The sequence below is a fragment of the Xanthomarina arctica genome, from assembly GCF_014638915.1.
Lineage (GTDB): Bacteria > Bacteroidota > Bacteroidia > Flavobacteriales > Flavobacteriaceae > Xanthomarina > Xanthomarina arctica.
Genome location: NZ_BMFQ01000004.1, coordinates 414516 through 438386 on the forward strand (window position 1 = coordinate 414516; position 23871 = coordinate 438386).

Here is a 23871-nt window from a genome sequence, read left to right on the forward strand (position 1 = left end):
ATAGCTGACCTCAAATGTATGAAAAGTTGCTGACTTCTGAAACATTTTGTTTTCGAGAATTTAAAATAAAATAGTTGTCTAACTTGCTAATGGAAATAATTTTAAGATATCTTTGTGGCCGTTTCCATGTTTCAGGATATTTACTTTAAATTCATTGCCCGAAAATTTTGCAAAAAACATTAAAAAAACAAGTATTAAATGGAATTGCTTGGCGAGGAAGTGCTGATATATTACAACAGATTCTTCAGATAGTTTTTACAATTATATTAGCTCGATTACTTACTAGAGGTGATTTTGGACTTGTGGCTATGGCGTTAATTGTTAATCGTTTTGTAAAAGCTTTGACATCTATTGGTTTTGGTCAGGCTATTATTCAAAGTCAAGAGATTTCGAAGGGGCAAATATCTGCTCTTTTTTATATGCAATTCGTTTTAAATTTAGTATTAACTTTAACAGTGTACTTTGGAGCTGGTCTTGCTGCCTCATTTTTTGAGGAGCCAGGAATTAGACCTATCATTGAAGCTATTGCCGTAGTGCTTTTTTTACAAACCTTTCAGTTTCCAAATATTCTTATGCGTAAGCGCATGGAGTTTAAAAACTTTTCGATTGCTGAAATAAGCTCTATGGTAATCTCTAACGTGGTAGCTGTAATTATGGCTTTATATGGGTTTGGGGTTTGGTCTTTGGTTTGGAGATTGATTATTCAAGGCGTCATTTACGGTATTCTTTCCTTTTATTTTGGACAATGGCTACCTGGTAAACCAGAGTTTAAAGGGATTAAACCCTTGTTGAAATTTGGAGTTAACATGTTAGGAGCTCAAATGGTTTATTTTTTTGCTGAAAATATGATAGGCTTGTTAACAGGTAGATATTTGGGGAAGGAAATTATGGGGATGTTTAATATTGCATTTAATTTAGCTATTGTTCCAGCTTCAAAAATTCAATCAGTTTTAACAAGTGTGCTAACCCCTGGATTTTCAAAATTACAGTACGAAGTTGAGAAATTTAGAGCAAATTATACAAAAGCCTTACATTATACCTCCTTATTATTTATGCCGTTTATGGTTATGTTGATGGCAATTAGTAATAATTTAATTTTTGTTTTTTATGGTCCAGAATGGTCTGAATCAGGAAAAATGTTAAGTATGTTAGCGGTAGTTGGTTTATTAAGAGGGTTGGTTCATATTTTAAGAAGTGCTATAATTTCAAAAGGGAAATCTCGTGTTATGTTGGTTTCAACTTTGGTTGAAGTAGTTGTTTCCTTACCACTAATGTACTTGCTTTTACCACATTTAGGGATTTATGGTTTAATTTGTGGATATATGGTAGGCGCTCTATCAGGTTGGGTTTATACCTCATTTTTTTATAACAAGGTTCTCGAAGAAAATAATGCAGCTTTGTCTGCAATTAAGGAAGCAATTTATATGGCTTTCATAATTTTTATTCCGGTTTATAGCATTGATTTTTTAAATTTAAAGCCCTTATTTGGTTTATTATTACAACTTATATTGGGTACAATGATTTTTGTGTTTTTGCTAAGAAAGTTTGAGAGAGAATTATTTGAAAGTCTGCTTATAAAAATGAAAATTAAGAAATAAGCCTAGATAAATTTTAGAAATAATGACGTATCAAGTTAAATTATTGGATAAAACATCAAAATCAGAAGTGAGTCAATGCCTTGACTTATTACAAAATAGTTTTAAAGGTAGCTTAGAATATTTTAAATGGAAACATAACTTTAATGAAACTCAGGAAATAGAGGAATATACCTTTTGTATATTTAAAGATAACTTGTGTATTGCTACAACGCAAGCGATAATCAATGTAATCATAATTAATGGTGAAAAATATCGTTTTGGAATATTATGTGATGGAGCAACTCATAAAGACTATAGAAGACTAGGGTTATTTGAAGATTTATTGAGTCATATTAATGAGTTTGGAGAAAAGAATGATGTCGCTTTTGTATATAGTACAGGAAATGAGAAATCGAGAAAGGCGCTATTAAAATTGGGTTTTGAAGATTTTTTTACGACACTTAAAGCAACCAAGAGAGTTAGGTATAATCATCCGTTAATGATGGGGTACAATCTTTTTTTAAATAACTTTGGAAAGTTTACTTTTAAAAAGACGGATAATATTAAGGAGATATCCATAAAAGACTATGTTGTGTTTTCTGCCCAACAAAAAAGTCAACATACCATAAGTTATGAAAAAACGGAAGGTTATCTAAAATGGCGTTTAGCAGATCCAACAGGGAATTATAAAATTTATGGGTCATTAAATGATAATCAAATTCTAGAGGCTGTACTTGTTGTTAAAGCATCAAAGAATTTACTGTATATTGTAGATGCCATTTACAATAATGAAACGTCCTATCTAACCCAGTTGGTTAAATATGTATATAAGTTAGCCATTCTAGATAAAAATGTTTTAAAAATAAATAGTGTGCATAACAACTTCAAGAACATAAAAGAAGTATTTGAGGCTAATAAATTTAATATCGCTACAGAAGGTTCAAGTGCTTTACTTTTCGCATTGAAACCAGGATTTAAAATATCGCAATCTGAATTGGAAATGATGCACTACATGCGAATAGATAAAAACGAGTAAAGTAATGAGTTTAAAAATCCATCTAGCAATTACTATAGATACGGAATGCGATAAAGGCGCTAAGTGGAAGGTAAAACAGCCCTTAACTTTTGAGAATATTTATCATGGTGTTGTTAATAATCTGCAACCCATATTTGATAAACATCAAATTAAGGCGACCTATTTATTAAGTCCAGAGATTATGATGGATGAAAAATCGGTAAAGGTTTTTAAGAATCTTGAGGATAGAGTTGAATTAAGTACCCATTTACATGCTGAGTTTATAGAACCGCAATCAAATTTTAATTGTACAAATACAAGTCTTTATCAGAGTGATTTTAATGCCGATATTGAAAGAGCGAAACTCGAAAATTTAACCGACTTGTTTAAGAAAACTTTTGGTTATCAGCCATTAACATTTAGAGCTGGCCGTTTTGGAATTAGTAAAGATTCCTTGCAGATTCTTCAAGACTTAGGTTATGTCGTTGATAGTTCTGTAACTCCAGATATGCAATGGCGGAATCAAGTGAGTGGTAATGTAGCAAATTTTTTTGGTGCACCTTATCAGCCTTACTATCCTTCAATAAAGGATTTTAGGAAAAAAGGAACCATGGATATTTTGCAGGTTCCAGTAACTTTAATCAATCCTAAACTTTCAAGATTACCTTTATGGTTAAAAAGAGGAATTAAGTTAAATAAACCATATCAACATATTATGTTTAATTATGGGACTAATTTTACTAAGCCAACATGGTTGAGGCCAACTTACTCTAATCTTAAAACAATGCAAAATGTTACTAATAAATTTATCGAATTAAGCGATAATGAAGATGTGTTTTTATGTATGATGTTTCATAGCAATGAGTTTGAATTAGACATGAGTCCTTATAGTCTAACAAAACCAGCATTGGATAAAATTATGGAACGTTTAGATTCTTATTTAGAGTGGTTAAATAAAACACATAATACGTTTGGAATAGGACTTTCAGAGTTCAAAACCGTGTTTGACAATAAAGACACAAAACATACTTAATGATGGATAGAAAGGTAATAATCCATATTGGATATTTTAAAACAGGAACGACTTGGTTTCAAGAAGTGTTCTTTCCAAAAGTGAATAATATTGCTTTTAGTAATCGGGCAAACTCATCTTTAGATGAGAACTTAATACTTATTAGACCTTTCGATTTTTCTTCTGAAAAGGTAAGAGGACATATTGATGATTTATTACCGGTAGATGACAACAAAACACTCTTATTATCAAGAGAGCGTTTGTCTGGTCATCCCTTTACAGGAGGTTATGACGCAAAGCTTATTGGAGACAGGCTTAAGGCAACCTATTCGGATGCAACAGTCGTTTTGTTTATTAGGGAACAAAAAAAAGCGATTGTTTCTACCTATAAGGAGTATGTGAAACGTGGAGGTATTGCACCCTTTGAAAAATGGATCTATACACACGAAAGAACCATCCCGAGTTTTCAATTAGATTATTTTAATTATCATAAACATGTTAGTTATTATTATGAGTTATTTGGGAAATCGAATGTTAAGGTTTATGCCTATGAAGATTTTACAGACGAACCGCAAAAGTTTTTAACAGCCTTTTCCAAAGAATTAAATTTAGATATTGATTTGTCACAATTTGATTTTAATAAAAAGGTTAATAAAGGTTTCTCCACGAAGTCTTTAAAACTTTTAAGGTGGGCCAATAAATTTTCAAAAAACAAAAATCTAAACCCGTATCCAGCCATAAAAATTCCATTTTTAAGATTTATAATTACTAAATTTTGTAAGTTCATGGATGTCATGTTTTATTCTTGGATGAATCATGGGTTTTTAAAACCCAAAATACTGGTAGATATAGATAATAGGTTTAAGGAAAGTAATGCTGAGTTAAACCAATTACTAGACATGGATATTAAAAGCAAAGGTTACATTTGCAGTGATTTTAATGAAAATTGAATATGCTAAACATTGGTTTTATAACGAATAATCACTACCCTCAAATGGGTGGTTTAGAATACTGCACGCATCATTTAGCAGAATACCTGAATCACTTAGAAGGTGTAAATGTTGCTGTAGCTTGTAGTACCTTGACTGATATTCCTTCTGATTTTAAGTATAGTTACCCATGTTATCGAGCTAAAAGTTTTTCAATATTAACACCTTGGTTGTTTCAGAGGAACCGGGAACATATGGTGAAACGAGAATCAATAAATTTGTTGCATGGTCAAATGCTTCATGGAGGAGGTTTTGATGCTATGGATTTAAGTAAAAAGTTTCAAGTTCCGTTTATTGCACAATCACATGGAGCAGATGTTCAAGTAGTTCCAGAAATTAATTATGGAGCATTAAATAATATAGAACAAAAGGAGCAAATAAAACAGGTCTTAAAAAGAGCAGATAAGCTAATTGCTGTAAGTTCAATTAACAAGCAGAATATGATTGATCTTGGTGCCAAACCAGAAAATGTGGAAGTAGTGCATAATGGTGTAGATATAGAAAAAATTAATGCCATACCTTTTTATGATTTAAGACCACAATTTAATTTAAAACCTGATGATTTTGTGATTATTACTGTTGGTCGTAATAAACCGGTGAAGCGTATGGAACTACTTTTCGAAGCCTTGCAAAAATTAAAGGATTATAAATCGATAAAATGTCTATGTGTTGGACCTAAACAAAATTTAGAAAAGCTGGCAAAAAAGTATGATGTTCTTGATCAGGTAGTTTTGTCTGGATCTATTCCAGAAAATATGAACTTCAATATACAGCCCCCTTATCCAGATTTAATCAATGCCTACAGAGCATCGAATGTTTTTGTGTCTTGTTCTTATGTCGAAGCTTTTAGTGGTGCTTCAACAGATGCGCTTGCTTGCGGTATTCCAATAGTTATAGGTCAAAAACACGGGGTGAAAGATGTTATTGAACGTGGTAAAACAGGTTGGGTAATGGAATCTGAAACTCCAAATGGGTTAGCCGATTTAATTCTTAGTCTATATGAGGATAGGGAGATGCTAAAATTAAATAATAAAGTAATTAAAACCTCTATAAACCAATTGTCTTGGGATAGGATTTCAAAGCAGATGGTAGAAGTTTATAAAAGTGTTGTTTAATTATGCTATTCAACTCTTTCGAATATTTAATTTTTTTACCAACAGTCTTTCTGTTATATTGGTTTGTATTTAATCGACACTTAAAACTTCAGAACCTTTTTTTATTAGTTATAAGTTATGTTTTTTATGGCTGGTGGGATTGGCGATTTCTTACATTAATTGCGTTTAGTTCTTTAATAGATTATAACATAGGGTTACAATTAGATAAGACCAAGGTTGTAAAAAAACGAAAACTATTATTGTATACAAGCATTCTAGTTAATTTAGGGTTTCTAGGGTATTTCAAGTATTATAATTTCTTTATCGATAATTTTAAGCTTGCGTTTGACTCTATTGGTATTAATATGAACTTGTCCTCATTGCAAGTTATTTTGCCTGTGGGTATTAGTTTTTACACCTTTCAAACCATGAGTTACACTATTGATGTGTATCGAGAAAAACTAAAACCAACAAAAAATGCTATTCAGTTTTTTGCTTATGTGAGTTTTTTTCCGCAGTTGGTAGCTGGACCCATTGAAAGAGCAAAGAATCTATTACCACAATTTAATACGAAGAGAAAATTTAGTGCTACGTTAGCTCAAGATGGATTGAGACAAATACTTTGGGGGCTTTTTAAGAAAGTGGTGATTGCAGATAACTGTGCTGTTTACGTCAATCAAATTTTTGATGCACCTCAAGATTATAATGGGATTACTTTGGTTTTTGGAGCAGTTATGTTTGCGTTTCAAATTTATGGAGATTTTTCAGGGTATTCAGATATAGCTATTGGTACAGCTAAATTATTTGGCTTTAACTTGATGCAAAACTTTGCAACTCCTTATTTTTCTAGAGATATAGCTGAGTTTTGGAGACGTTGGCACATTTCTTTATCAACTTGGTTTAGAGATTATGTTTATATCCCGCTAGGTGGAAGTAGAGGGTCTGTATGGTTTAAGGTTAGGAATACGTTTATTATATTTTTAGTAAGTGGGTTTTGGCATGGTGCCAATTGGACATTTATTGTCTGGGGATTTTTAAATGCATTATATTTTTTACCAATTTTGCTCACCAAGAATAATAGGAATCATTTGGATGTGGTTGCCCCAAATTCGGTTTTGCCATCAATAAAAGAATTATTTCTGATGCTTACAACATTTTGTCTAACAACCATTGCTTGGGTGTTTTTCCGTGCGGATACTATAAATGATGCATTTAATTATTATCATTCTATTGTTTTTAATCCGAATGGTTTTTTAGGGAGGCTTGAGTTTATAAGAATTGTACCTATCTTATTCATATTTATTATAATGGAGTGGTTTTTGCGTAAAGCAAATAAGTCCATGATTTTTTCAAATAAATTTACTTGGTTTAATTCCATGATGATTGTACTCGTAATAATTCTAATAATTTGGTTGGGTAACTTTTTGAATCCTCAAGAATTTATATATTTTGATTTTTAAGATGAAATTTGTAAAACATATAATTTTAAGTATAGCTGGAATCTTTGTCTTTGGCTTAATTATGAATTTCATAATAAAAAGGATTGCGTTAAAGGATTTCAAAATAAAAGCAGATAAAACTATTTTAGTTTTTGGTGATTCTCATGCAGAATGTAATTTTTATGATGAAGGTAATGAGATTCAAAATTTCGGTGTGCGCTCTGAAGCTCCTAATTTTACATTATTGAAAGCTCAACACCTTCTAAAACCAAATAGTAATCAGAAAATTGTTATGACATTATCACCTCATAATATTAGTAACTGGCGAGAAAAACAATATTATGAACAAGATTCTTCTGCAGGAATGATCAGCAAATATTGGAGTCTAATAGGTCATAGATATCTGTTGAATAATTACAGTAGCTTACCTGTGAAAACAAGAGCCCTATTGCATTTAAAAAAAGTAACTGGTGCTCCTAATATTGAGTCTTCATTTTTAGTTAAAAATAATTTTAAAGGTGGTTTTTATAGAGATAAGGATACAACAATTTTAAGTTCAAAATTTGTTAAAAAATCGTTCCAACGTCATTTTGGTGATGAAAATTTTAATAATAAAAATATAGAGTTAAGTTCGGAGAAATTTAAGAAATATTTTATAGAATTAATCGATTTTACAACCTCAACAAATGAGGAGGTAATAATTATTGGTACACCAGTTCATGAAAAATATTTAAGCTTATTGTCTCAAGAACAATATGGGGACTATAAATTATTTTTGTCACAGCTACAAGAGGAATTTCCAAAAATTCAAATACTTGATTATACAGAGTTAAGCATTCCAGATAACTTCTATCTAGATAGCGATCATTTAAATTTTGAAGGAGCTAAATATTTCACTGAATTGGTAATTGAAGAAATAAATAATTAATGAAATTAGCCATACTTGCACAATCCTACCTGTTTGATGAAACTGCTTCCATCAATGGGTCTTTGGTGCAATTATATAATTTAGCTCAAGGATTCTACAAAAATGGAGTAGAGGTTCATTATATATGTACAACGAATGATACCTCTAAACCAAAATATGAACTTATAAATGGCGTTCAATTTTATTGGATTCAGTCTCAAAAGGGTCTTTTTGAATGGAAGCGAACCATGACTCTTTACAAAAAAATACTTATTAATATTTCACCTGACGCTATTTATGTTCGTGGTCGAAATGTATTACAATTTATAGCGGGTACTTATGCCAAAGCCGAAAATAAAGTTTTTGTATGGGGAACCAATGGTGATGATAGTGCGGAGTTTAACAAAAATGTAAAGCGTTTAAGAGAGTCTAAAAGATCAATAGTCAAAAAATTCTTGCTCTATCCTTTTAAAGCTCTTGAAGATATTTACATTAATATGGGTATGAAAATGCCTAACTACATAGTAAATCAAAATACACATCAAAAAGAGCAAACTAAAAAGTGCTTAAATAGAGATGGACTTGTTTTAAACAGTTACTATTATATTGAAAGTACAGAAGGAAGTCCAATTAAAAATAAAGTGTCATGGTTAGCTCGATGGTCTAAAGAGAAACAGCCCGAACTATTTATCGAAATGGTATCAAAATTAGAAAAACAGAATTTTAGTTTTATCATGGCAGGAACCTCTAATAATTTGGATGAGAATAACAAATTAAAGGAAAAGGCTAAACAATTTAATATAGAAACACCTGGGAAAATAGCTTACAAAAATGTAAATGATTATTTTGCACAATCTTTAATATTTGTAAACACCAGCTATAGAGAAGGGGTTTCAAATACATTTATTGAAGCGATGTTAAATGGTGTTCCTGTTTTATCCTTGAATTCTAATCCTAATAATTGGTTAACCGATTTTAACATTGGATATTGCGCTAACGGTAAATTAGAAGATTTAACCAGAACTCTAAATGATTTATTGGAAGATAGAGAGAAGTTGAAAAAGATGAGTGCTGATTCAAAAACATTTGCAAAACAGCAGTTTTCAAATGATAGTATTATAGAAAGCTATATAAATTTATTTCAGAAAAATGCGTAAAGGAGATAAAGTGGTGTTTGTAATGCCTTGGCATATTTCGGAACGAGGTGGTGGAGCAGAGGTTCAGGCTAATTATTTAGCCCAAGAATTAGCAGAAAGAGGTTTTCATGTTTCCTATATTTGTCAGACAACCATAACAAGCAAAATAAATACCATTGAACGAATAGACAATATTCATGTACATTTCTTAAGAGCATCTGGAAGGTTTCAATGGCGTGATCAATATAAATATCTAGAACCGTTAAATGCAATTCAACCAGACTATATTTTACAGCGGTTGTCTTCTAATGTCACTTATGTAATAGGGAAATACAGTTCTAAAAATAACTGTAAATTAATATGGTTTTGTACAGATAATAAAAGCCCGTTTTCTGATTTTCATGCTTCAAAATTTAAAGAACGGTCAACAATTAAATCTTTAGGAATTTTGAAATACTCACTTTTATTAGCGAGTAATAAACTCATGGATTATTACCGAAATAAAGGTATGAATCAAGTAGATATAGCATTCTCACAAAATGATTTTCAGAAGGAAAAAGTAAAAAGTAGTTTTGGTTTAAAATCACATCATATGATTTCTGGTCATCCCTTACCAGAACATGGAATATCAATTTCAAAACGTTTTCAGAACAAAACCATTTTATGGTGTGCAAATTTTGGAGCCCATAAGCGTCCTGAGTTATTTATTGAATTAGCATCCAAAATGGTACATACAGATTATAAATTTGTTATGGTTGGAGGTCATAGTGATAAAAGTTATGTTGAACAGTTATTTTCTAACAAACCAAAGAATCTTATTACCACAGGCACGCTTAATTTTGATGAGGCCTTATGCTATTTTAATGAAGCCACTATTTTTGTGAATACATCGGCACCTGGTGGTGATGGTTTTCCAAATACATTTATTCAGGCTTGGTTAAGAGAGGTTCCTGTTGTTAGTTTTGGCTTTGACCCAGATAATATTATTTTTAATAATAAATTAGGTTATAATGTATCACAACCAGACGAAGCCGTAAAACGAATAGAAGATTTACTAAATAACCAGGCCAAATATGAGAAGTTATCCAAAAACAGCTACACATATGCTATAGAAAATCACAGTATAAAAAAAATGACTGATAATTTTTTAAAAGTCCTTCAAACTAAATGAAAATATTACACTGCATAAACAGTCCCCATATAGGAGGTATTGAGCGTTTGGTGATTGAGCTTGCTATAGAGCAAAAAAAACAAGGGATTGATGTGTCCGTAATGTTAGATAGTTTAGAAGGACAATACTATGAGTATTTGTTATCTCAAAACATACCAATTCTAGAGTCTGAAGTTAAAGGTGGTTTCGATATGAGTCTAAGAACTTATAAAAATTTAAAAACAGCATTTAAAGTATTTCAAATTATTCACCTTCATAATTTTTCACCTATAAGATCTATGGCGGCTAAAGCTTCCAAAGTAAAAATTGTTTATACAATACATGGGCTTTCTAAAGGAATAAGAAATGAGAGTAAAATAAAAACTGTTATCAGGGAGGCTATCAAGACATATTATTTAAATCGCGTTGATATTTTGGTGGCTAATTCAGAATATACTTTAGGTTTAGCTATTGCTGGTTATGGATTAAAACATATTAATAAGTTAGTTGTATTAAATGGCATTAAACTACCTAAAGATACGCTCACAGGAAATAATAGCTCACAGGATTTCAATATTGGTTTAGTCTCTCGGTTTACGCCAAGAAAAAGAATTGATAGACTAATTGAGGCTTTTAAACTATTTTTAGATAAAGGAGGGAAAGGTAGGCTCATTTTGGTTGGAGACGGTTCGACATTCCAGGTCATTAATGAATTAATAACTAAATTAGAAATAGGAGACTTCATTGATGTTTTAGGGTATCAATCGAAAGTAGAAGATTACTATAAAACATTTAATGTATGTGTATTTCCTTCTGAACATGAACCATTTGGTTTGGTTGCTGTTGAAGCCTACCTTCATGGTAAACCAGTCTTAGCCTTTAACGATTCTGGCGGTTTAAAGGAAGTTGTAGCCCCTTTAGAACCAGAAAACATTGTCGACACTGAAAATGAATTAGCCGAACGCTTAATTTGGTGTTTACAAAACAAAGATAAAATCCAACAAAATTCGGAAAAAAGAATACAATATGCTCAAAATAATTTTTCAATAGAACGTATGGAAAGAGATTATTATAACGTTTATAAAAACATCCTTTAGCTTTATGAAAATTCTATGGCTCGCACCAAATTTCAATCACTACAAAGCGCGTTTTCTCAATCATTTGGCAAACGATGCCAATGTTGAATTAACCATATTATCTGGTGCTGGTCGAGATAAGATGGGAGATCAAGAAATTGATGATAATTGGAAATTTGAGCACATAAAAATCAATGTGTCTAAAAAAGACTTTGGTAAATCTAAAATTGTTAGAAACGAACTTAAATCTATTTTCGATAATTTTGATTGGGTCTTAATTCCTGCCGAAAAAAAAAACTTGTTATTATTATTTTATGCTTTGAAGCTTAAAAAAAATAATCCATCAGTTCAATTGTTTTCTTATAATCATCCAATTTTGAAATCTAAAAATGGAAAAATTACATTTTTAGATAAACTAATTACTAAAATTTATTACAAAAAACTAGATCGGGTTATTTTTTATACAAAACAAAGTTGCGATTGGGCAATAAGTAAGAAGCTTATCAATTCTAATAAAGCATTCTGGGCAAATAATACTATTGACAATACTGAAATAGCAAAATTTTATTCTTTTCATCTACCACCAAATGATAATCCTAGAATTGTATTTATTGGTAGATTAATTGCTTCTAAGAAAATAGAGGTTCTTCTTGAATATTATAGGGAACTAAAATTAAGAATTCCAAATTTGAAATTAGACATCATAGGTGATGGGCCAGAAAAATCAATTTTAGAACCTATTTTAAAAGTTGACATTGATGTTTTTTGGCATGGCACCCTAGTTGACGAATCTAAAATAGCCCCAATAATGTCTAACGGATCTTTAGTATTTGTTCCAGGTCATTCTGGTTTATCAATAAATCATGCATTTGCTTATGGAAGACCATACATTACCCTAAAAGGGCTAAGTCATGCCCCAGAACTTGATTATATTGACAATGAAGAAAACGGATATGTTCTAGCTGGAGATTTTAAAACTAATATTGATACAATTTCAAAGTTGCTTATAAACGCTAATGAATTAGAAAGATTTTGTGTGAATGCAAAACAAAAGGGTGCTTCTTTATCTGTCCAGAAATGGGTAAATCAATTAAAATCAAGTTTATTACATGAATAATAAAAAAGCAAAAATATTATTTATAGGCCCAACACCACCTCCTTATTCTGGCCCAGAATTGAGCATGCAACAGTTTCTAGAATCCAAAACTTTAAATGCAACATATGATATCAGTTTTCTAAAAACCAATTTTAGAACCGATAACACCAAAAAAGGGAAGTTCGATTTATCCATGCTAACTAACTTTTTTATCTTCTTTTCAAAGTTATTAAAGCTTCTTATATCAAATAGGCCTAATTGTGTGTATTACCCAATTACACCCACACAAGTTGGTTGGATAGGAAGAGATGTTTGGACTATTTTATTAAGTAAACTTTTTGGAGCGAAAGTGATTATTCATTTAAGAGGGAGTCATTTTAAACTCAATTTTCAACAATTTAATGGTGTCATAAAAAGATTTATAGGTTTTAGTTTAAGAAAAGTAGACTGTGCCATTGTGCAAGCAAACTATTTGAAAGATCAGTTTGAACCATTTATTTCGCAAGAGAAAATGGCTGTATTGTATCAGGCGATGGATGTAACCGAATACACCAATAATACTCATGTTGCCGTAGAAAAAGGAAAAATATTGGTCATGGGCCATATGACGAAAGCCAAAGGTTATACCGATATTTTAAAAATAATTCCTCAAATTTGTCAAGAATTTCCTTTTGCTAATTTTTACTTTGCCGGGAATATTAGAAAAGGAGAACGAGGGGTGTTTTATAATCAGTTTACTGGTGAAAAAATAACCTATGAAGATCCTTTTGAAGCCGAGCTAAAAATTTTGAATTCAGATTACAAAAATAACTATGTCAATTTAGGGATTATTAGTGGAAACGATAAAATGAAGCATTTACAATCATCCGATATATTTTTAACAGCCTCTTATTCTGAAGGATTTTCAAGATCCTTACTAGAAGCTATGTCAATAGGGAAACCTACAGTTTTTACACCCGTTGGAGCACATCGTGAAGTTTTTAATAACATGGTTCATGGGTTTTCTTTTGAGCCTGGTAAATTAGACCAACTTAAAGATGCTTTGAGAATGTTATTAAGTGATGAGCAAAAACGTAAAGAGATAGGAGAGAACAATAGAAAAAATGTTATTGCAAATTTTTCTATTGAGACTATAGCAAATGATTTCAAGTCAATCATTTCAAATACACTTGCAACATGATAAGAGGGTGCTTAAAGATTTATTCTTCTAAAGAATTGTTAAAAGCGAATAACACGCCTGTTCTGAACGAAGTCGAAGTATGTCCTAAAAAACTATAGATAGATACACATGAAAACTATTATAAGAAAATTGGTACATTATTTTGGGAATATTCTGAGGTTTTTCCATCTGTCCTTTCTAAGAGCTTCAGGTGCAAAGATTGGAAAAAACACCATGATAAGTTTAAATGCCAAAATTGATGTGAGACGAGGGAAGGTAACCATTGGAGACCATTGTTTAATTACCCATGGATGTTATGTTTTATCTCACGATGGTGCAGCACATGTTATCAATCCCGAGGATAATGGAACTGGTTATGTTACCATTGGCGATCATGTTTTTATAGGTGTAAACGCAGTTGTCATGCGAAATGTAACTATTGGAAGTCATTCTATTATAGGGGCAGGTTCTGTGGTTAATAAAGATATTCCAGAGGGTGTGGTTGCCGCAGGGAATCCTATTAAAATATTAAAGGAGCTTACAAAACCTTATAAACCACTTCCTAAAAAGCATAAATCAGTCGAATGATTTTAATTCCCCTTATAATTTTATTTGTTATTGTTATTACCAAAATGCAAAAAGGCATGTTCATGGCCTTTTTAGTATTGGTGGCTACAAAATCTATAATAGATGCCTTTTGGGAGTCTAAATTTGGGCCACTATCTATTCTTGCTCTGCAAGGTGTCCTAATTCCAATTTTGTTTTTCGATATTCTAAAAAAAAGGAAAACAGTTCCCAAATTTTGGTTACGAACGGCTAACATATATTTGGTAGCGATGTCTTTTGGATTAGTTTGGGGGTTTCTAGAAAAACCTTTGGGAGCTTTTGAAAATGTATTTTTAAGTTTAAATGCTTATTTAGGTTTCTTTATAATCCCATTACTTATAAACAAACAATCAGATTTCAGAAAGCTTTTAATTGCAATTATGATAGGGGGCATATTCCCGATTCTAGTTAGTTTGTATCAATTTCAAACCGGTGTTATCTTTCAAGTAAGACAAACAGTTGGCTTAATTCGTTATGTTGGTTTTTATCACGATGCATTTCCAGTACGTTTTTATGGACTGATGACCTTGATGGCCGTATTAATTTACAACACACTATTTATAACAAAGTCCATCTGGTTAAAAATATTTATGGTGTTAATTAGTATGGGGGCTATTTTCTCCATCTATTTAGTTTTTACTAAAGCAGGAGTGGGGATTATAGGATTGTGGATTGTATTATTGTTATTGTTTTCAAAATCGAAAGTAAAACAGGTTTTTTCAATTATTGTTGGTCTATCTGTAATTTTTATAGTTTTTGGAGATACTTTTTATAATAGCATAGAACAATTATTTAGTAAAGAAATTGGTTATGAAGCAGGCGATGTCAAGGATGTAAGGTATACTCTAGCTGGTAGAGGCTATATTTGGGATAGTGCATGGAATTTTTGGACAACCAAGCAAACCATATTTTTTCAATGGATGGGTGACGGGATTGTAAGGCCAGTACATAACGAGTTTTTACGAGTTTTAATGGCAAATGGTATAATAGGCTTATTATTATTGGTTATTTTTGTATTCACCATGGTTAAGAATGTGTTTAAAATTCATAAAACCATTCGCGTTTTTGGTTTGATGTTGCTTGGAATGTATATGATAGATTGTATCGGGTTAGTGCCTGGTGTCTATTACTATTATAACATTTTGGTTTGGGGCCTCATCGGTTTATTATTATTAAGAAAAGATTTATTTATAAAGAAAATTTAAATGCAACAATTAACACAAAAGCTAGGTTCTGGCGACATGATTATCCAAGAAGTACCTTATCCACAATTAGGAAAAGGCATGCTCATAGTCAAGAACCATTATTCCATTATTAGTGCAGGAACCGAGGGTTCTACCGTAGTAGCAGCTCGTAAAAGCTTAATTGGTAAGGCAAAAGAACGTCCACAACAGGTAAAGCAGGTCTTTGACGCTTTAAAAAAGCAAGGCCCTCTTCAAACCTATCGGGCGGTTATGAAAAAACTAGATGCCTATTCCCCTTTAGGTTACAGTTGCGCAGGAGAAGTTATCGAAGTAGGAGAAGGCGTTACAGAATTTCAGGTAGGAGACAAGGTAGCCTGTGCAGGTGCAGGTTATGCCAATCATGCAGAAATAGTTTCGGTACCTGTAAATTTATGTGTAAAATTAGAGGCGGATGCTCATTTAAAAGATGCCGCTTATAATACCGTTGGTGCCATTTCCATGCAAGGTGTTCGTCAAGCCGATTTGCGTTTAGGTGAATCATGTGTTGTTATTGGGCTGGGTTTACTAGGTCAACTAGCGGCTTTAATTTTAAAAGCATCAGGTGTTACAGTAATAGGAGTTGATGTATCTGAATCTGCAGTAGAGCAAGCAGTAAAAAATAAAGCCGTTGATATAGGCTTAACAAGAGATGTTGCAGGTATAGAAGAGCAAATTCTAAGTGCAACGAATGGCATTGGAGCTGATGCGGTGATTATTGCTGCGGCGACTTCAAGTTTAGATCCTATTAATTTTGCAGGTGCTATTGCGCGCAAAAAAGGAAAGGTTATCGTTCTTGGTGCTGTTCCAACTGGTTTTGATCGCGATCCATTTTGGTATCGTAAAGAATTAGAATTAAAAATGGCCTGTTCTTATGGTCCAGGACGTTACGATCTAAATTACGAAGAAAAAGGGATCGATTATCCCGTAGCTTATGTGCGTTGGACAGAAAAACGTAACATGGAAGCCTTTCAATCGCTGTTAGCTACAAATCGCATAAATATTGACTATTTAACAACTCACGAATTTGAATTCGATAATGCGAAACAGGCTTTCGATCTGGTGGTGGAAAAAACAGAGCCCTTTACAGGGATTGCTCTTAAATATGATGTGGCTAAATTGCCATCAAAAATAGCCATTGCAACTTCAGAATCTGAAGTTTTAGGGAAGATTAATATTTCCTTTATTGGCGCAGGAAGTTATGCACAGGGCAATTTATTGCCAAATATTCCACAACATGCAGATATTTCTCGAATCGGTGTTCTAACCAATACAGGAACTACTTCAAAAAGAGTTGCAGAGAAATTCAAGTTTCAATTTTGTACCAGTGAGGAACAAGATGTTTTAAATGAAAAAACAAATACTGTTTTTATAGCTACGCGTCATGATTCTCATGGTCCTTATGTTTTAAAAGCGTTGGAAGCCAACAAACATGTATTCGTAGAAAAACCTTTATGTCTTCATGAGTCCGAGCTAGAACAGATTATGGAGGTGCAAAAAGTTTCTAATAAATCGGTTATGATTGGTTTTAATCGACGCTTTTCGCCTTTAACTCAAAAATTAAAAAAAGCCGTAGGTAATAATCCTATGACGATGATTTATAGAATTAATGCTGGAGCCATTCCTAAAGACAATTGGATTCAGGATATGGAAATCGGTGGTGGGCGAATTCATGGAGAGGTCTGTCACTTTGTAGATTATCTGACCTATTTAAATGGTAGTTTACCTATTAAGGTGTCGGCAACTGCCATCCCAGATGCCAATCAGCTAAATGATACGATTAACGTCCTAATACAATTTGAGAATGGCTCTTCAGGAGTTATTGCGTATTATTCAAATGGATCAAAATCATTAACAAAAGAATATATAGAAGTTTTTAGCGCTGGTTTTACAGGAGTTCTTGAGGATTTTAAAGTCCTGAATCTTTATGGGAAAGGTAAACCAAAAAAGACAAAACTAATCAATCAGAATAAAGGGCAGAAAGAAATGGTAGATGCTTTTGTGAATGGTCTTTTAAAAGATGGTAATGCGCCAATTGCATTTAATGAAGTGGTTGCAGTAACAAAAACGTGTTTTAGCATCATTGAATCAATTAAACGTGGAGGAGAGCAGGTTGATATCTAAATTTCAAACAAGTTTTTTAAAATTAAAGGCCTATTGCGAAGCTGAAAATTTTAAGGGTTGGGATCCCTATGATGGTCTGAATTCGAAAATTTTTCAAGCTCTGCCTTTAAAACATTGGGACATTGCCAGATTGGCTTGGATTCAAGGTTTTAAAAGAAGTCCTATTAATTTTAGGAAATTTTTATTAGTACCAAAACAGCATAACTCAAAAGGAGTAGCCTTATTTTTACTAGGTTACTGCAAGTTGTATAAAGCGTCTTTAAAAGGGGACAATACGTTCGGGAATAGTGATGTTTTATTAAAGCAGATTAAGGAGATTACCGAGTTGCTTTTAAGTCTCAAATCTCCGGGGTATTCAGGTTCCTGCTGGGGCTATAATTTCGATTGGCAGGCAAGACGTTTATTCTTATTCAAAAAAAATACACCTACTGTTGTGGCTACTGCATTTTGTGTAGAGGCTTTGTTGGAGAGTTATGAAATAACAAAAGACGTAGCTGTTTTAAAAGACACTTTAACGGCAGCCGATTTTGTGATAAACGATTTATCCAGAACGCCACAAGGCAATGGGTTTTTGTTTTCATATAGTGTGAAAGATGGCAATAATACGGTTATTAATGCGTCGCTTTTGGGGGCTAAAGTGTTAAGTTATTCTTATAAATACACAAAAAATAAAGAACATTTAAAATTAGCAAAAGAGGCCGTTTTGGCAGCCTGTGAATTGCAAAAAGTAGATGGCTCTTGGATTTATGGTTTATTACCTGTTCAATCTTGGATTGATAGCTTTCATACAGGCTTTAATTTAGATGCTATAGAAACCTATCAGAAAAATACTGGTGATGTTTCATTTCAAAAACATATTGATAAAGGTTTGGATTTCTACATCAACAATTTCTTTGAAACTAATGGGATGCCAAAATATTATCATAATAAAACATATCCCATAGACATTCATTGTCCCGCTCAAGTAATGGTAACACTCTCTAAACTAAACTTGTTTAAAGAAAATGAAGTATTAATATCTAAGGTTTTAGATTGGACTATAGATAACATGCAACATAAAAAAGGTTATTTTTATTATCAACTAAAAAAAGGAGTGAGTTCTAAAATTTCTTATATGCGCTGGTCTAATGCCTTTATGTTTAATGCCATGGCTCATTATCACTTAGAAATGCAATCCTAAAATTATGATAACAGAATTTCTAAATGGCGTTAAAACCTATGCTCCAAGTTCAAGAAAAGAACTTATGGACTATGCTATGAGTCATAAAAAGATTTTGATTGCTGTAAATGCAGAAAAGATTTTACATGCAACGGATGAAAGTCGGAACCTTATAAACCGAAATTTAGGATATCCAGATGGTATAGGTGCTGTTTGGGCTTTACAGAAAAAAGGTCATCCAAATGTGGTGAAAATTCCTGGTTGCGAATTATGGTTGGATCTAGTTCAATCTTTTTATAAAGAAAAATCCTTTTACCTTGTTGGAGGAAAACAAGAGATTATTGAAAGAACTGTAAATACCCTAAAGAAAGATTTTTCTGGTATGAATATCTGTAATTATAGAAATGGGTATATCAAAGTAGAAGAGGAAGAATTAGCTTTAATTGAAGATATTGTCAAGCATAAACCAGATATCGTTTTGGTAGCTATGGGTTCTCCAAAGCAAGAATTACTTATGGAACGCATTCAAAATTCTCATGAGGCAACCTATCAAGGTTTAGGTGGTAGTTTTGATGTCTATACTGGAAATGTAAAAAGAGCTCCAGAATGGTGGGTAAAGAACAATTTAGAGTGGGCCTATCGCCTAGTAAAGCAACCATCAAGAATAAAAAGACAAATACATTTAGTGAAATTCTTCGTAAATTTGCACCTAGGAAAGTATTAAAAAGACATAAAGATTCATACTTACTATATAGCTCATGTATGGCTCATGTATGGCTCATGTATGGCTCATGTATGGCTCATGTATGGCTCATGTATGGCTAATGTATGAGGAGTGTATGAAAACAAAAAACAGAAGTCATGGAACCACTTGCAGACAAAGCGGGTGCAAAAAAAAATGGTTTCATATCTAAACTTGAAAACGGAAAAGACAAGATCTAACTTCCCACCTTAATAGGGTTTTTTGAACAAGGATTGAATAGAAGAATTGGATGGACATGCCTATAACCAAATAAAAAAAAACGTACAGCCACGCTTGGTGTTTTTTAGACGGGAAAACTATATAGTGACTCCGTAGTGACTCCGTAGTAACTCCGTGTTAAATAATTTCGAAAAACAAACGAAGTCCAGCTCCTCTCTTTGGTTAATGAGGCACCCAAGCATGTAAAATAATCCAGTGAATTTTTTTAGCGAATGAGCAGAGAAGGCACGTGGATCAATAGTTTGGCCAGGTGCAACAGAGCTAAAATAAAGGTAGACAAGCAGGAGGTTTGAATTCTAAACGACTTTAACCTTTGTACAGTCATTTTAGGATTAAGAAATATAGTTGTATAATTATATTAGGATTTATTTATTAATCTGCATAGTTATTTTAGGGCTGGTCATATCAATGGCTATCCTATACCTTCCTTATGGCTATCCTATGGCGTCCTATGAGAAAAGAAAGCAATAAAGGAATATTGAATAGGTATTAGACTAATTCTAATTCCTTTATCATAACTCATTAACTCATTAATTCATTGCCACATTAATTCATTGTCCCATGAACATTTATAATTCAAAAGATGGACGTTTTTTTTTAGATTCTTTGCATCTTTGCATCTCAGCGAGAGACATAAATACAGAAACTCAATGAACAAAGACAGAACATGAGTGATAGATGACTGAAAACTGAGGCTGAAGCCTCTTCTCCAATAAACAATAAAGAATACCAATAAAAAATAGTAAACATGTATAAAATCACAATCATAGCAGGTGCTAGACCAAACTTCATGAAAATAGCGCCCATAATTCATGAAATACAAACCGCAACATCAAACGGACATGCTATAGATTTTAGGCTGGTTCATACAGGCCAACATTACGATAAAAATATGTCTGGCGATTTTTTTGAACAACTTCAAATCCCAGAACCTCACGCCAATTTAGAATGTAGTGGAGGAAGCCAAGCGGTACAAACGGCCAATATTATGATGGCTTTTGAAACTGAGTTAGTAGCAAACCCTGCAGATTTAGTTTTAGTGGTTGGCGATGTCACTTCCACAATGGCTTGTGCTTTGGTGGCACAAAAATTAAATACAAAAGTAGCACATGTTGAAGGAGGGATTCGTTCTAACGATTGGACTATGCCAGAAGAAATAAATAGATTAGTAACCGATAGTATTACCAATTATTTTTTCACAACCTCAGAAACTGCTAATAATATTTTAAAAGGCAATGGTGTAAAAGAAAATCAAATATTTTTTGTTGGAAACACCATGATTGACACGCTTCTAAAACAAATGCCCAATTTTAAGGCTCCAGAAGTTTGGGATGAATTGGATTTGAAGGAAAAGGAATATATAGTTATGACATTACATAGACCGGCAAATGTAGATGAAGAAGGTCAGTTAAAAGCAATGATTGATGAAATAGTAGCCAACACAACGGACCTGCCATTAATCTTTCCTGTTCATCCGAGAACAGCACAAATTTTAGAAAGTCTTCAAATCTCACATCCACGATTGCACACTGTTAAGCCCTTAAGTTATTTAGAATTTAACTATTTGGTAAAGCATGCCAAAGCGGTTATTACAGATTCTGGAGGAATTACAGAAGAGGCTTCCATTATGAATGTGCCATGTCTTACTTTAAGAGATAATACGGAAAGGCCTGAGACTATTACCTTAGGAACAAATGAGTTGGTTGGCACGAATCCCGAAAACATCAAGCCTTATCTTGAAAAACTGTTCAAAGGAAATTGGAAGGTAGCTCAAAACATACCATTATGGGATGGAAAAACAGCCCATCGTATCGTTGAGGCCATTTTAAAACTTTCATAGTTTTTAATATTATTTAAAGGTTCATAAATTAATCGGTAAAAATAAGTGTTTATCCCAAATATCATTTAGAAACTAATTGTCACTAACTGTCAGCCTGAGCTTGTAGAAGGCAAGTCACTTATAGTCACTAGTCGATCGCCAGAGGATACTCAGGATGCCACAGTAATATCAAATGACATTTAGAGAGCATAGTTCCCAATGGATTAATCATATAATAATCTTGTTTGGCACAAAACTTATTAGTTTCTGAAAGGATTGTTCAAAAAAATGGTAGATATTTGCACGAATTATATAAAAACGGACTAAATGTCAACTTCATTACTTAATGTATTTAATCCTGAAGACCATCTTGTCGTCTGGTTGCTATCTGCTTTTGTGATGGCTTTTGTAATTGCATATAGTACCTTTCCTACTATTTTGTATGTGGCCAAAAAAAAGCATTTAGTTGATGTACCAGATTCAAGAAGCATTCATTCAAATAGTGTTCCAACACTAGGAGGAATAGGGATATTTTTTAGTTTAGTTATGGTAATGACCATTACTGGAGCGCTATTAAATCCTAAAGTAATATTGTTAGTTATGGGAGCAATCACATTACTTTTCTTTTTAGGTTTAAAAGATGATTTAACCGTTCTTTCAGCCCGAAAAAAATTTAGTGGTCAACTGTTCGCGGCGCTTTTATTAATAGTCTTTACAGACACACGAATTATTGGTTTTTCAAATATTTTAGATGTGGAAATGTTACCTTATTGGGTCTCCATAGGGTTTACATTATTTGTATACATCCTTATTATTAATGCCTATAATTTAGTGGATGGTGTCGATGGACTTGCAGGTTCTTTTGCTTTTTGCGCAAGTGCCGTTTTCGGGGCGTTGTTTATTATGACGAAAGAATATAGTTTAGCAACTATTTCAGTGGCATTAATGGGATCTTTGATTGCTTTTTTAAGATTGAATTTTTCGACAAAAAACAAAATATTTATGGGTGATACGGGGTCCATGATTGTAGGGTTTTTACTCGCGTTTTTTTCAATTAGTTTTATTTCTGATGCGCAAGTCAATCAAGATTCACAATTTCATAGAGCAGCACCCGCTTTGGTTTTAGCAATCTTATTTTATCCATTGGTTGATACGTTAAGAGTTGTCTTAGTTAGAATTATACTTTTAAAAGCGAGTCCCTTTAAACCAGATAAAAGCCACATCCATCATCATTTTATAAAAGCTGGATTTAGCCATGTTTCTACTACTATTATTATAACCGTAATTAATGTAGCCATTATAGGGATTGCCTATAGTTTATTGCACCTTAATCTAAATACACAAATTGTTTGTCTTCTTATTTATGGTAGCATGTTGTATGTTTTACCATTTGTAATCCTAAGAACTAAAACAAAAAGCTTTGGTTTCAAAGTGAATAATTAAGCCGTTTAAACGAATGATTCATAATTTTTTAATCGTATAAATGCCTTTGCTTTTGAATGAATAGCCCCTATATTTGCATAAAAACTGTAACCATATCTAAATGAAAATTAAATTAATTGGCATAGCATGTATTGTATTATTTAGCTCTTGCGTTTCTAAGAAAGAAATCTTTTATCTTCAAGATGTGGAAGACTATAATAATAAAGCAATAATCTACAACGATATAACCATTCAGCCCAATGATATTTTAAATATTTCTGTTAGCGCTTTAGTTCCAGAAACGGCAAAACCTTACAATAGAAATTTTGATGGAGGTACGATACAACAAAATTCAATGGATATATTGAGGTTGCAAGGCTATCTAGTAACAAAGGAGAGCACAATTTCTTTCCCTAACTTAGGATCTATTTCTGTAGAAAATAAAACAACTTTGCAATTGGAGACTTTTATTAAAGATAGATTAACCAATGAGGGACATTTAGTGCAACCAGATGTCACGGTGCGTATTATAAATGCGAAAGTGACGGTTCTTGGAGAAGTTAATAACCCTGGTACCTATACCTTTACCGAAGAAAGTATTACCACCTTACAAGCCATTGGATATGCAGGAGATTTAACAATTCAAGGTAAACGCGAGGATGTACTAATCATGCGAGAAGTAGATGGTGTGCGAAAAATAGGACATCTGGATTTAACCCAATCAAGCTGGTTGGATAGTGATTTTTCATATGTCAAACCAAATGATGTGATTGTCATAAACCAAAACCCACCAAAAGTAACCTCAGCTGGATATATAGGGAATATAGCGACCTTATTGGGGGTATCCACGGTCATATTAAGTGTCATTATTTTATTAACGAGATAAAGA

The 23871-nt window shown here is 32.6% G+C and carries 20 protein-coding genes; all 20 read left to right on the forward strand.

Going from position 1 to position 23871, the window contains the following annotated elements; translation table 11 throughout:
* The first annotated feature begins 167 nt into the window (after positions 1 to 167).
* Entirely contained in the window at positions 168 to 1598 is a 1431-nt protein-coding gene (locus IEV77_RS16920; RefSeq protein ID WP_188466977.1) for a lipopolysaccharide biosynthesis protein, read from the forward strand.
* A 22-nt stretch (positions 1599 to 1620) separates the two neighbouring features.
* The gene (locus IEV77_RS16925; RefSeq protein ID WP_188466978.1) at positions 1621 to 2613 is read left to right on the forward strand and encodes a GNAT family N-acetyltransferase; all 993 of its coding nucleotides are present in this window, start codon (positions 1621 to 1623) and stop codon (positions 2611 to 2613) included.
* 4 nt (positions 2614 to 2617) lie between these two features.
* Positions 2618 to 3625: a polysaccharide deacetylase family protein gene (locus IEV77_RS16930; RefSeq protein ID WP_188466980.1), complete on the forward strand. Its 1008-nt coding sequence runs from the start codon at positions 2618 to 2620 to the stop codon at positions 3623 to 3625.
* Positions 3625 to 4554: a sulfotransferase domain-containing protein gene (locus tag IEV77_RS16935; protein ID WP_188466983.1), complete on the forward strand. Its 930-nt coding sequence runs from the start codon at positions 3625 to 3627 to the stop codon at positions 4552 to 4554. Before IEV77_RS16930 ends, IEV77_RS16935 begins: the two co-directional genes overlap by 1 nt.
* A 2-nt stretch (positions 4555 to 4556) precedes the next feature.
* Positions 4557 to 5708 (forward strand): glycosyltransferase family 4 protein, encoded by a 1152-nt coding sequence (locus tag IEV77_RS16940; protein WP_188466985.1) that lies wholly within the window; start codon positions 4557 to 4559, stop codon positions 5706 to 5708.
* 407 nt (positions 5709 to 6115) lie between these two features.
* Positions 6116 to 7147, forward strand: coding sequence for an MBOAT family O-acyltransferase (locus tag IEV77_RS16945; protein WP_373282367.1), 1032 nt, complete (start codon positions 6116 to 6118; stop codon positions 7145 to 7147).
* Between the two features lies 1 nt (position 7148).
* On the forward strand, positions 7149 to 8054 hold the full coding sequence (locus IEV77_RS16950; protein WP_188466989.1) for an LB_356 family protein: 906 nt from the start codon (positions 7149 to 7151) through the stop codon (positions 8052 to 8054).
* A complete protein-coding gene (locus IEV77_RS16955; RefSeq protein ID WP_188466991.1) occupies positions 8054 to 9190 on the forward strand; it encodes a glycosyltransferase family 4 protein in 1137 nt (378 codons plus the stop codon). The genes IEV77_RS16950 and IEV77_RS16955 overlap by 1 nt, the downstream gene beginning before the upstream one ends.
* On the forward strand, positions 9183 to 10340 hold the full coding sequence (locus IEV77_RS16960) for a glycosyltransferase family 4 protein (protein WP_188466993.1): 1158 nt from the start codon (positions 9183 to 9185) through the stop codon (positions 10338 to 10340). The genes IEV77_RS16955 and IEV77_RS16960 overlap by 8 nt, the downstream gene beginning before the upstream one ends.
* On the forward strand, positions 10337 to 11416 hold the full coding sequence (locus IEV77_RS16965; RefSeq protein ID WP_188466995.1) for a glycosyltransferase family 4 protein: 1080 nt from the start codon (positions 10337 to 10339) through the stop codon (positions 11414 to 11416). Before IEV77_RS16960 ends, IEV77_RS16965 begins: the two co-directional genes overlap by 4 nt.
* 4 nt (positions 11417 to 11420) lie before the next feature.
* A complete protein-coding gene (locus tag IEV77_RS16970) occupies positions 11421 to 12512 on the forward strand; it encodes a glycosyltransferase family 4 protein (protein ID WP_188466997.1) in 1092 nt (363 codons plus the stop codon).
* Entirely contained in the window at positions 12505 to 13671 is a 1167-nt protein-coding gene (locus tag IEV77_RS16975) for a glycosyltransferase family 4 protein (protein WP_188467000.1), read from the forward strand. The genes IEV77_RS16970 and IEV77_RS16975 overlap by 8 nt, the downstream gene beginning before the upstream one ends.
* Positions 13672 to 13779: 108 nt before the next feature.
* Positions 13780 to 14238 (forward strand): acyltransferase, encoded by a 459-nt coding sequence (locus IEV77_RS16980; protein WP_229736711.1) that lies wholly within the window; start codon positions 13780 to 13782, stop codon positions 14236 to 14238.
* Positions 14235 to 15461: an O-antigen ligase family protein gene (locus tag IEV77_RS16985; protein WP_188467002.1), complete on the forward strand. Its 1227-nt coding sequence runs from the start codon at positions 14235 to 14237 to the stop codon at positions 15459 to 15461. Before IEV77_RS16980 ends, IEV77_RS16985 begins: the two co-directional genes overlap by 4 nt.
* Positions 15462 to 17600 (forward strand): bi-domain-containing oxidoreductase, encoded by a 2139-nt coding sequence (locus tag IEV77_RS16990; protein ID WP_188467004.1) that lies wholly within the window; start codon positions 15462 to 15464, stop codon positions 17598 to 17600.
* A complete protein-coding gene (locus tag IEV77_RS16995; protein WP_229736712.1) occupies positions 17560 to 18780 on the forward strand; it encodes a delta-aminolevulinic acid dehydratase in 1221 nt (406 codons plus the stop codon). The genes IEV77_RS16990 and IEV77_RS16995 overlap by 41 nt, the downstream gene beginning before the upstream one ends.
* Before the next feature lie 4 nt (positions 18781 to 18784).
* Positions 18785 to 19483 (forward strand): WecB/TagA/CpsF family glycosyltransferase, encoded by a 699-nt coding sequence (locus tag IEV77_RS17000; RefSeq protein WP_188467006.1) that lies wholly within the window; start codon positions 18785 to 18787, stop codon positions 19481 to 19483.
* Positions 19484 to 20489: 1006 nt separating this feature from the next.
* The gene (gene wecB / locus IEV77_RS17005) at positions 20490 to 21581 is read left to right on the forward strand and encodes a non-hydrolyzing UDP-N-acetylglucosamine 2-epimerase (RefSeq protein ID WP_188467008.1); all 1092 of its coding nucleotides are present in this window, start codon (positions 20490 to 20492) and stop codon (positions 21579 to 21581) included.
* Positions 21582 to 21887: 306 nt separating this feature from the next.
* Positions 21888 to 23003, forward strand: coding sequence for a glycosyltransferase family 4 protein (locus IEV77_RS17010; RefSeq protein ID WP_188467009.1), 1116 nt, complete (start codon positions 21888 to 21890; stop codon positions 23001 to 23003).
* Positions 23004 to 23103: 100 nt separating this feature from the next.
* Positions 23104 to 23868 (forward strand): polysaccharide biosynthesis/export family protein, encoded by a 765-nt coding sequence (locus IEV77_RS17015; RefSeq protein ID WP_188467012.1) that lies wholly within the window; start codon positions 23104 to 23106, stop codon positions 23866 to 23868.
* The last annotated feature ends 3 nt before the right edge of the window (positions 23869 to 23871 follow it).

What these genes read in the sequence shown, in the direction of transcription:
- IEV77_RS16980 (WP_229736711.1), top strand. Translation starts at nt 13,780, where the DNA reads ATGAAAACTATTATAAGAAAATTGGTACATTATTTTGGGAATATTCTG.
- IEV77_RS17010 (WP_188467009.1), top strand. Translation starts at nt 21,888, where the DNA reads ATGTCAACTTCATTACTTAATGTATTTAATCCTGAAGACCATCTTGTC.
- IEV77_RS16925 (WP_188466978.1), top strand. Translation starts at nt 1,621, where the DNA reads ATGACGTATCAAGTTAAATTATTGGATAAAACATCAAAATCAGAAGTG.
- IEV77_RS17000 (WP_188467006.1), top strand. Translation starts at nt 18,785, where the DNA reads ATGATAACAGAATTTCTAAATGGCGTTAAAACCTATGCTCCAAGTTCA.
- IEV77_RS16955 (WP_188466991.1), top strand. Translation starts at nt 8,054, where the DNA reads ATGAAATTAGCCATACTTGCACAATCCTACCTGTTTGATGAAACTGCT.
- IEV77_RS16965 (WP_188466995.1), top strand. Translation starts at nt 10,337, where the DNA reads ATGAAAATATTACACTGCATAAACAGTCCCCATATAGGAGGTATTGAG.
- IEV77_RS16935 (WP_188466983.1), top strand. Translation starts at nt 3,625, where the DNA reads ATGATGGATAGAAAGGTAATAATCCATATTGGATATTTTAAAACAGGA.
- IEV77_RS16960 (WP_188466993.1), top strand. Translation starts at nt 9,183, where the DNA reads ATGCGTAAAGGAGATAAAGTGGTGTTTGTAATGCCTTGGCATATTTCG.
- IEV77_RS16940 (WP_188466985.1), top strand. Translation starts at nt 4,557, where the DNA reads ATGCTAAACATTGGTTTTATAACGAATAATCACTACCCTCAAATGGGT.
- IEV77_RS16945 (WP_373282367.1), top strand. Translation starts at nt 6,116, where the DNA reads ATGAGTTACACTATTGATGTGTATCGAGAAAAACTAAAACCAACAAAA.
- IEV77_RS16950 (WP_188466989.1), top strand. Translation starts at nt 7,149, where the DNA reads ATGAAATTTGTAAAACATATAATTTTAAGTATAGCTGGAATCTTTGTC.
- IEV77_RS16930 (WP_188466980.1), top strand. Translation starts at nt 2,618, where the DNA reads ATGAGTTTAAAAATCCATCTAGCAATTACTATAGATACGGAATGCGAT.
- IEV77_RS16985 (WP_188467002.1), top strand. Translation starts at nt 14,235, where the DNA reads ATGATTTTAATTCCCCTTATAATTTTATTTGTTATTGTTATTACCAAA.
- IEV77_RS16970 (WP_188466997.1), top strand. Translation starts at nt 11,421, where the DNA reads ATGAAAATTCTATGGCTCGCACCAAATTTCAATCACTACAAAGCGCGT.
- wecB (WP_188467008.1), top strand. Translation starts at nt 20,490, where the DNA reads ATGTATAAAATCACAATCATAGCAGGTGCTAGACCAAACTTCATGAAA.
- IEV77_RS16990 (WP_188467004.1), top strand. Translation starts at nt 15,462, where the DNA reads ATGCAACAATTAACACAAAAGCTAGGTTCTGGCGACATGATTATCCAA.
- IEV77_RS16975 (WP_188467000.1), top strand. Translation starts at nt 12,505, where the DNA reads ATGAATAATAAAAAAGCAAAAATATTATTTATAGGCCCAACACCACCT.
- IEV77_RS17015 (WP_188467012.1), top strand. Translation starts at nt 23,104, where the DNA reads ATGAAAATTAAATTAATTGGCATAGCATGTATTGTATTATTTAGCTCT.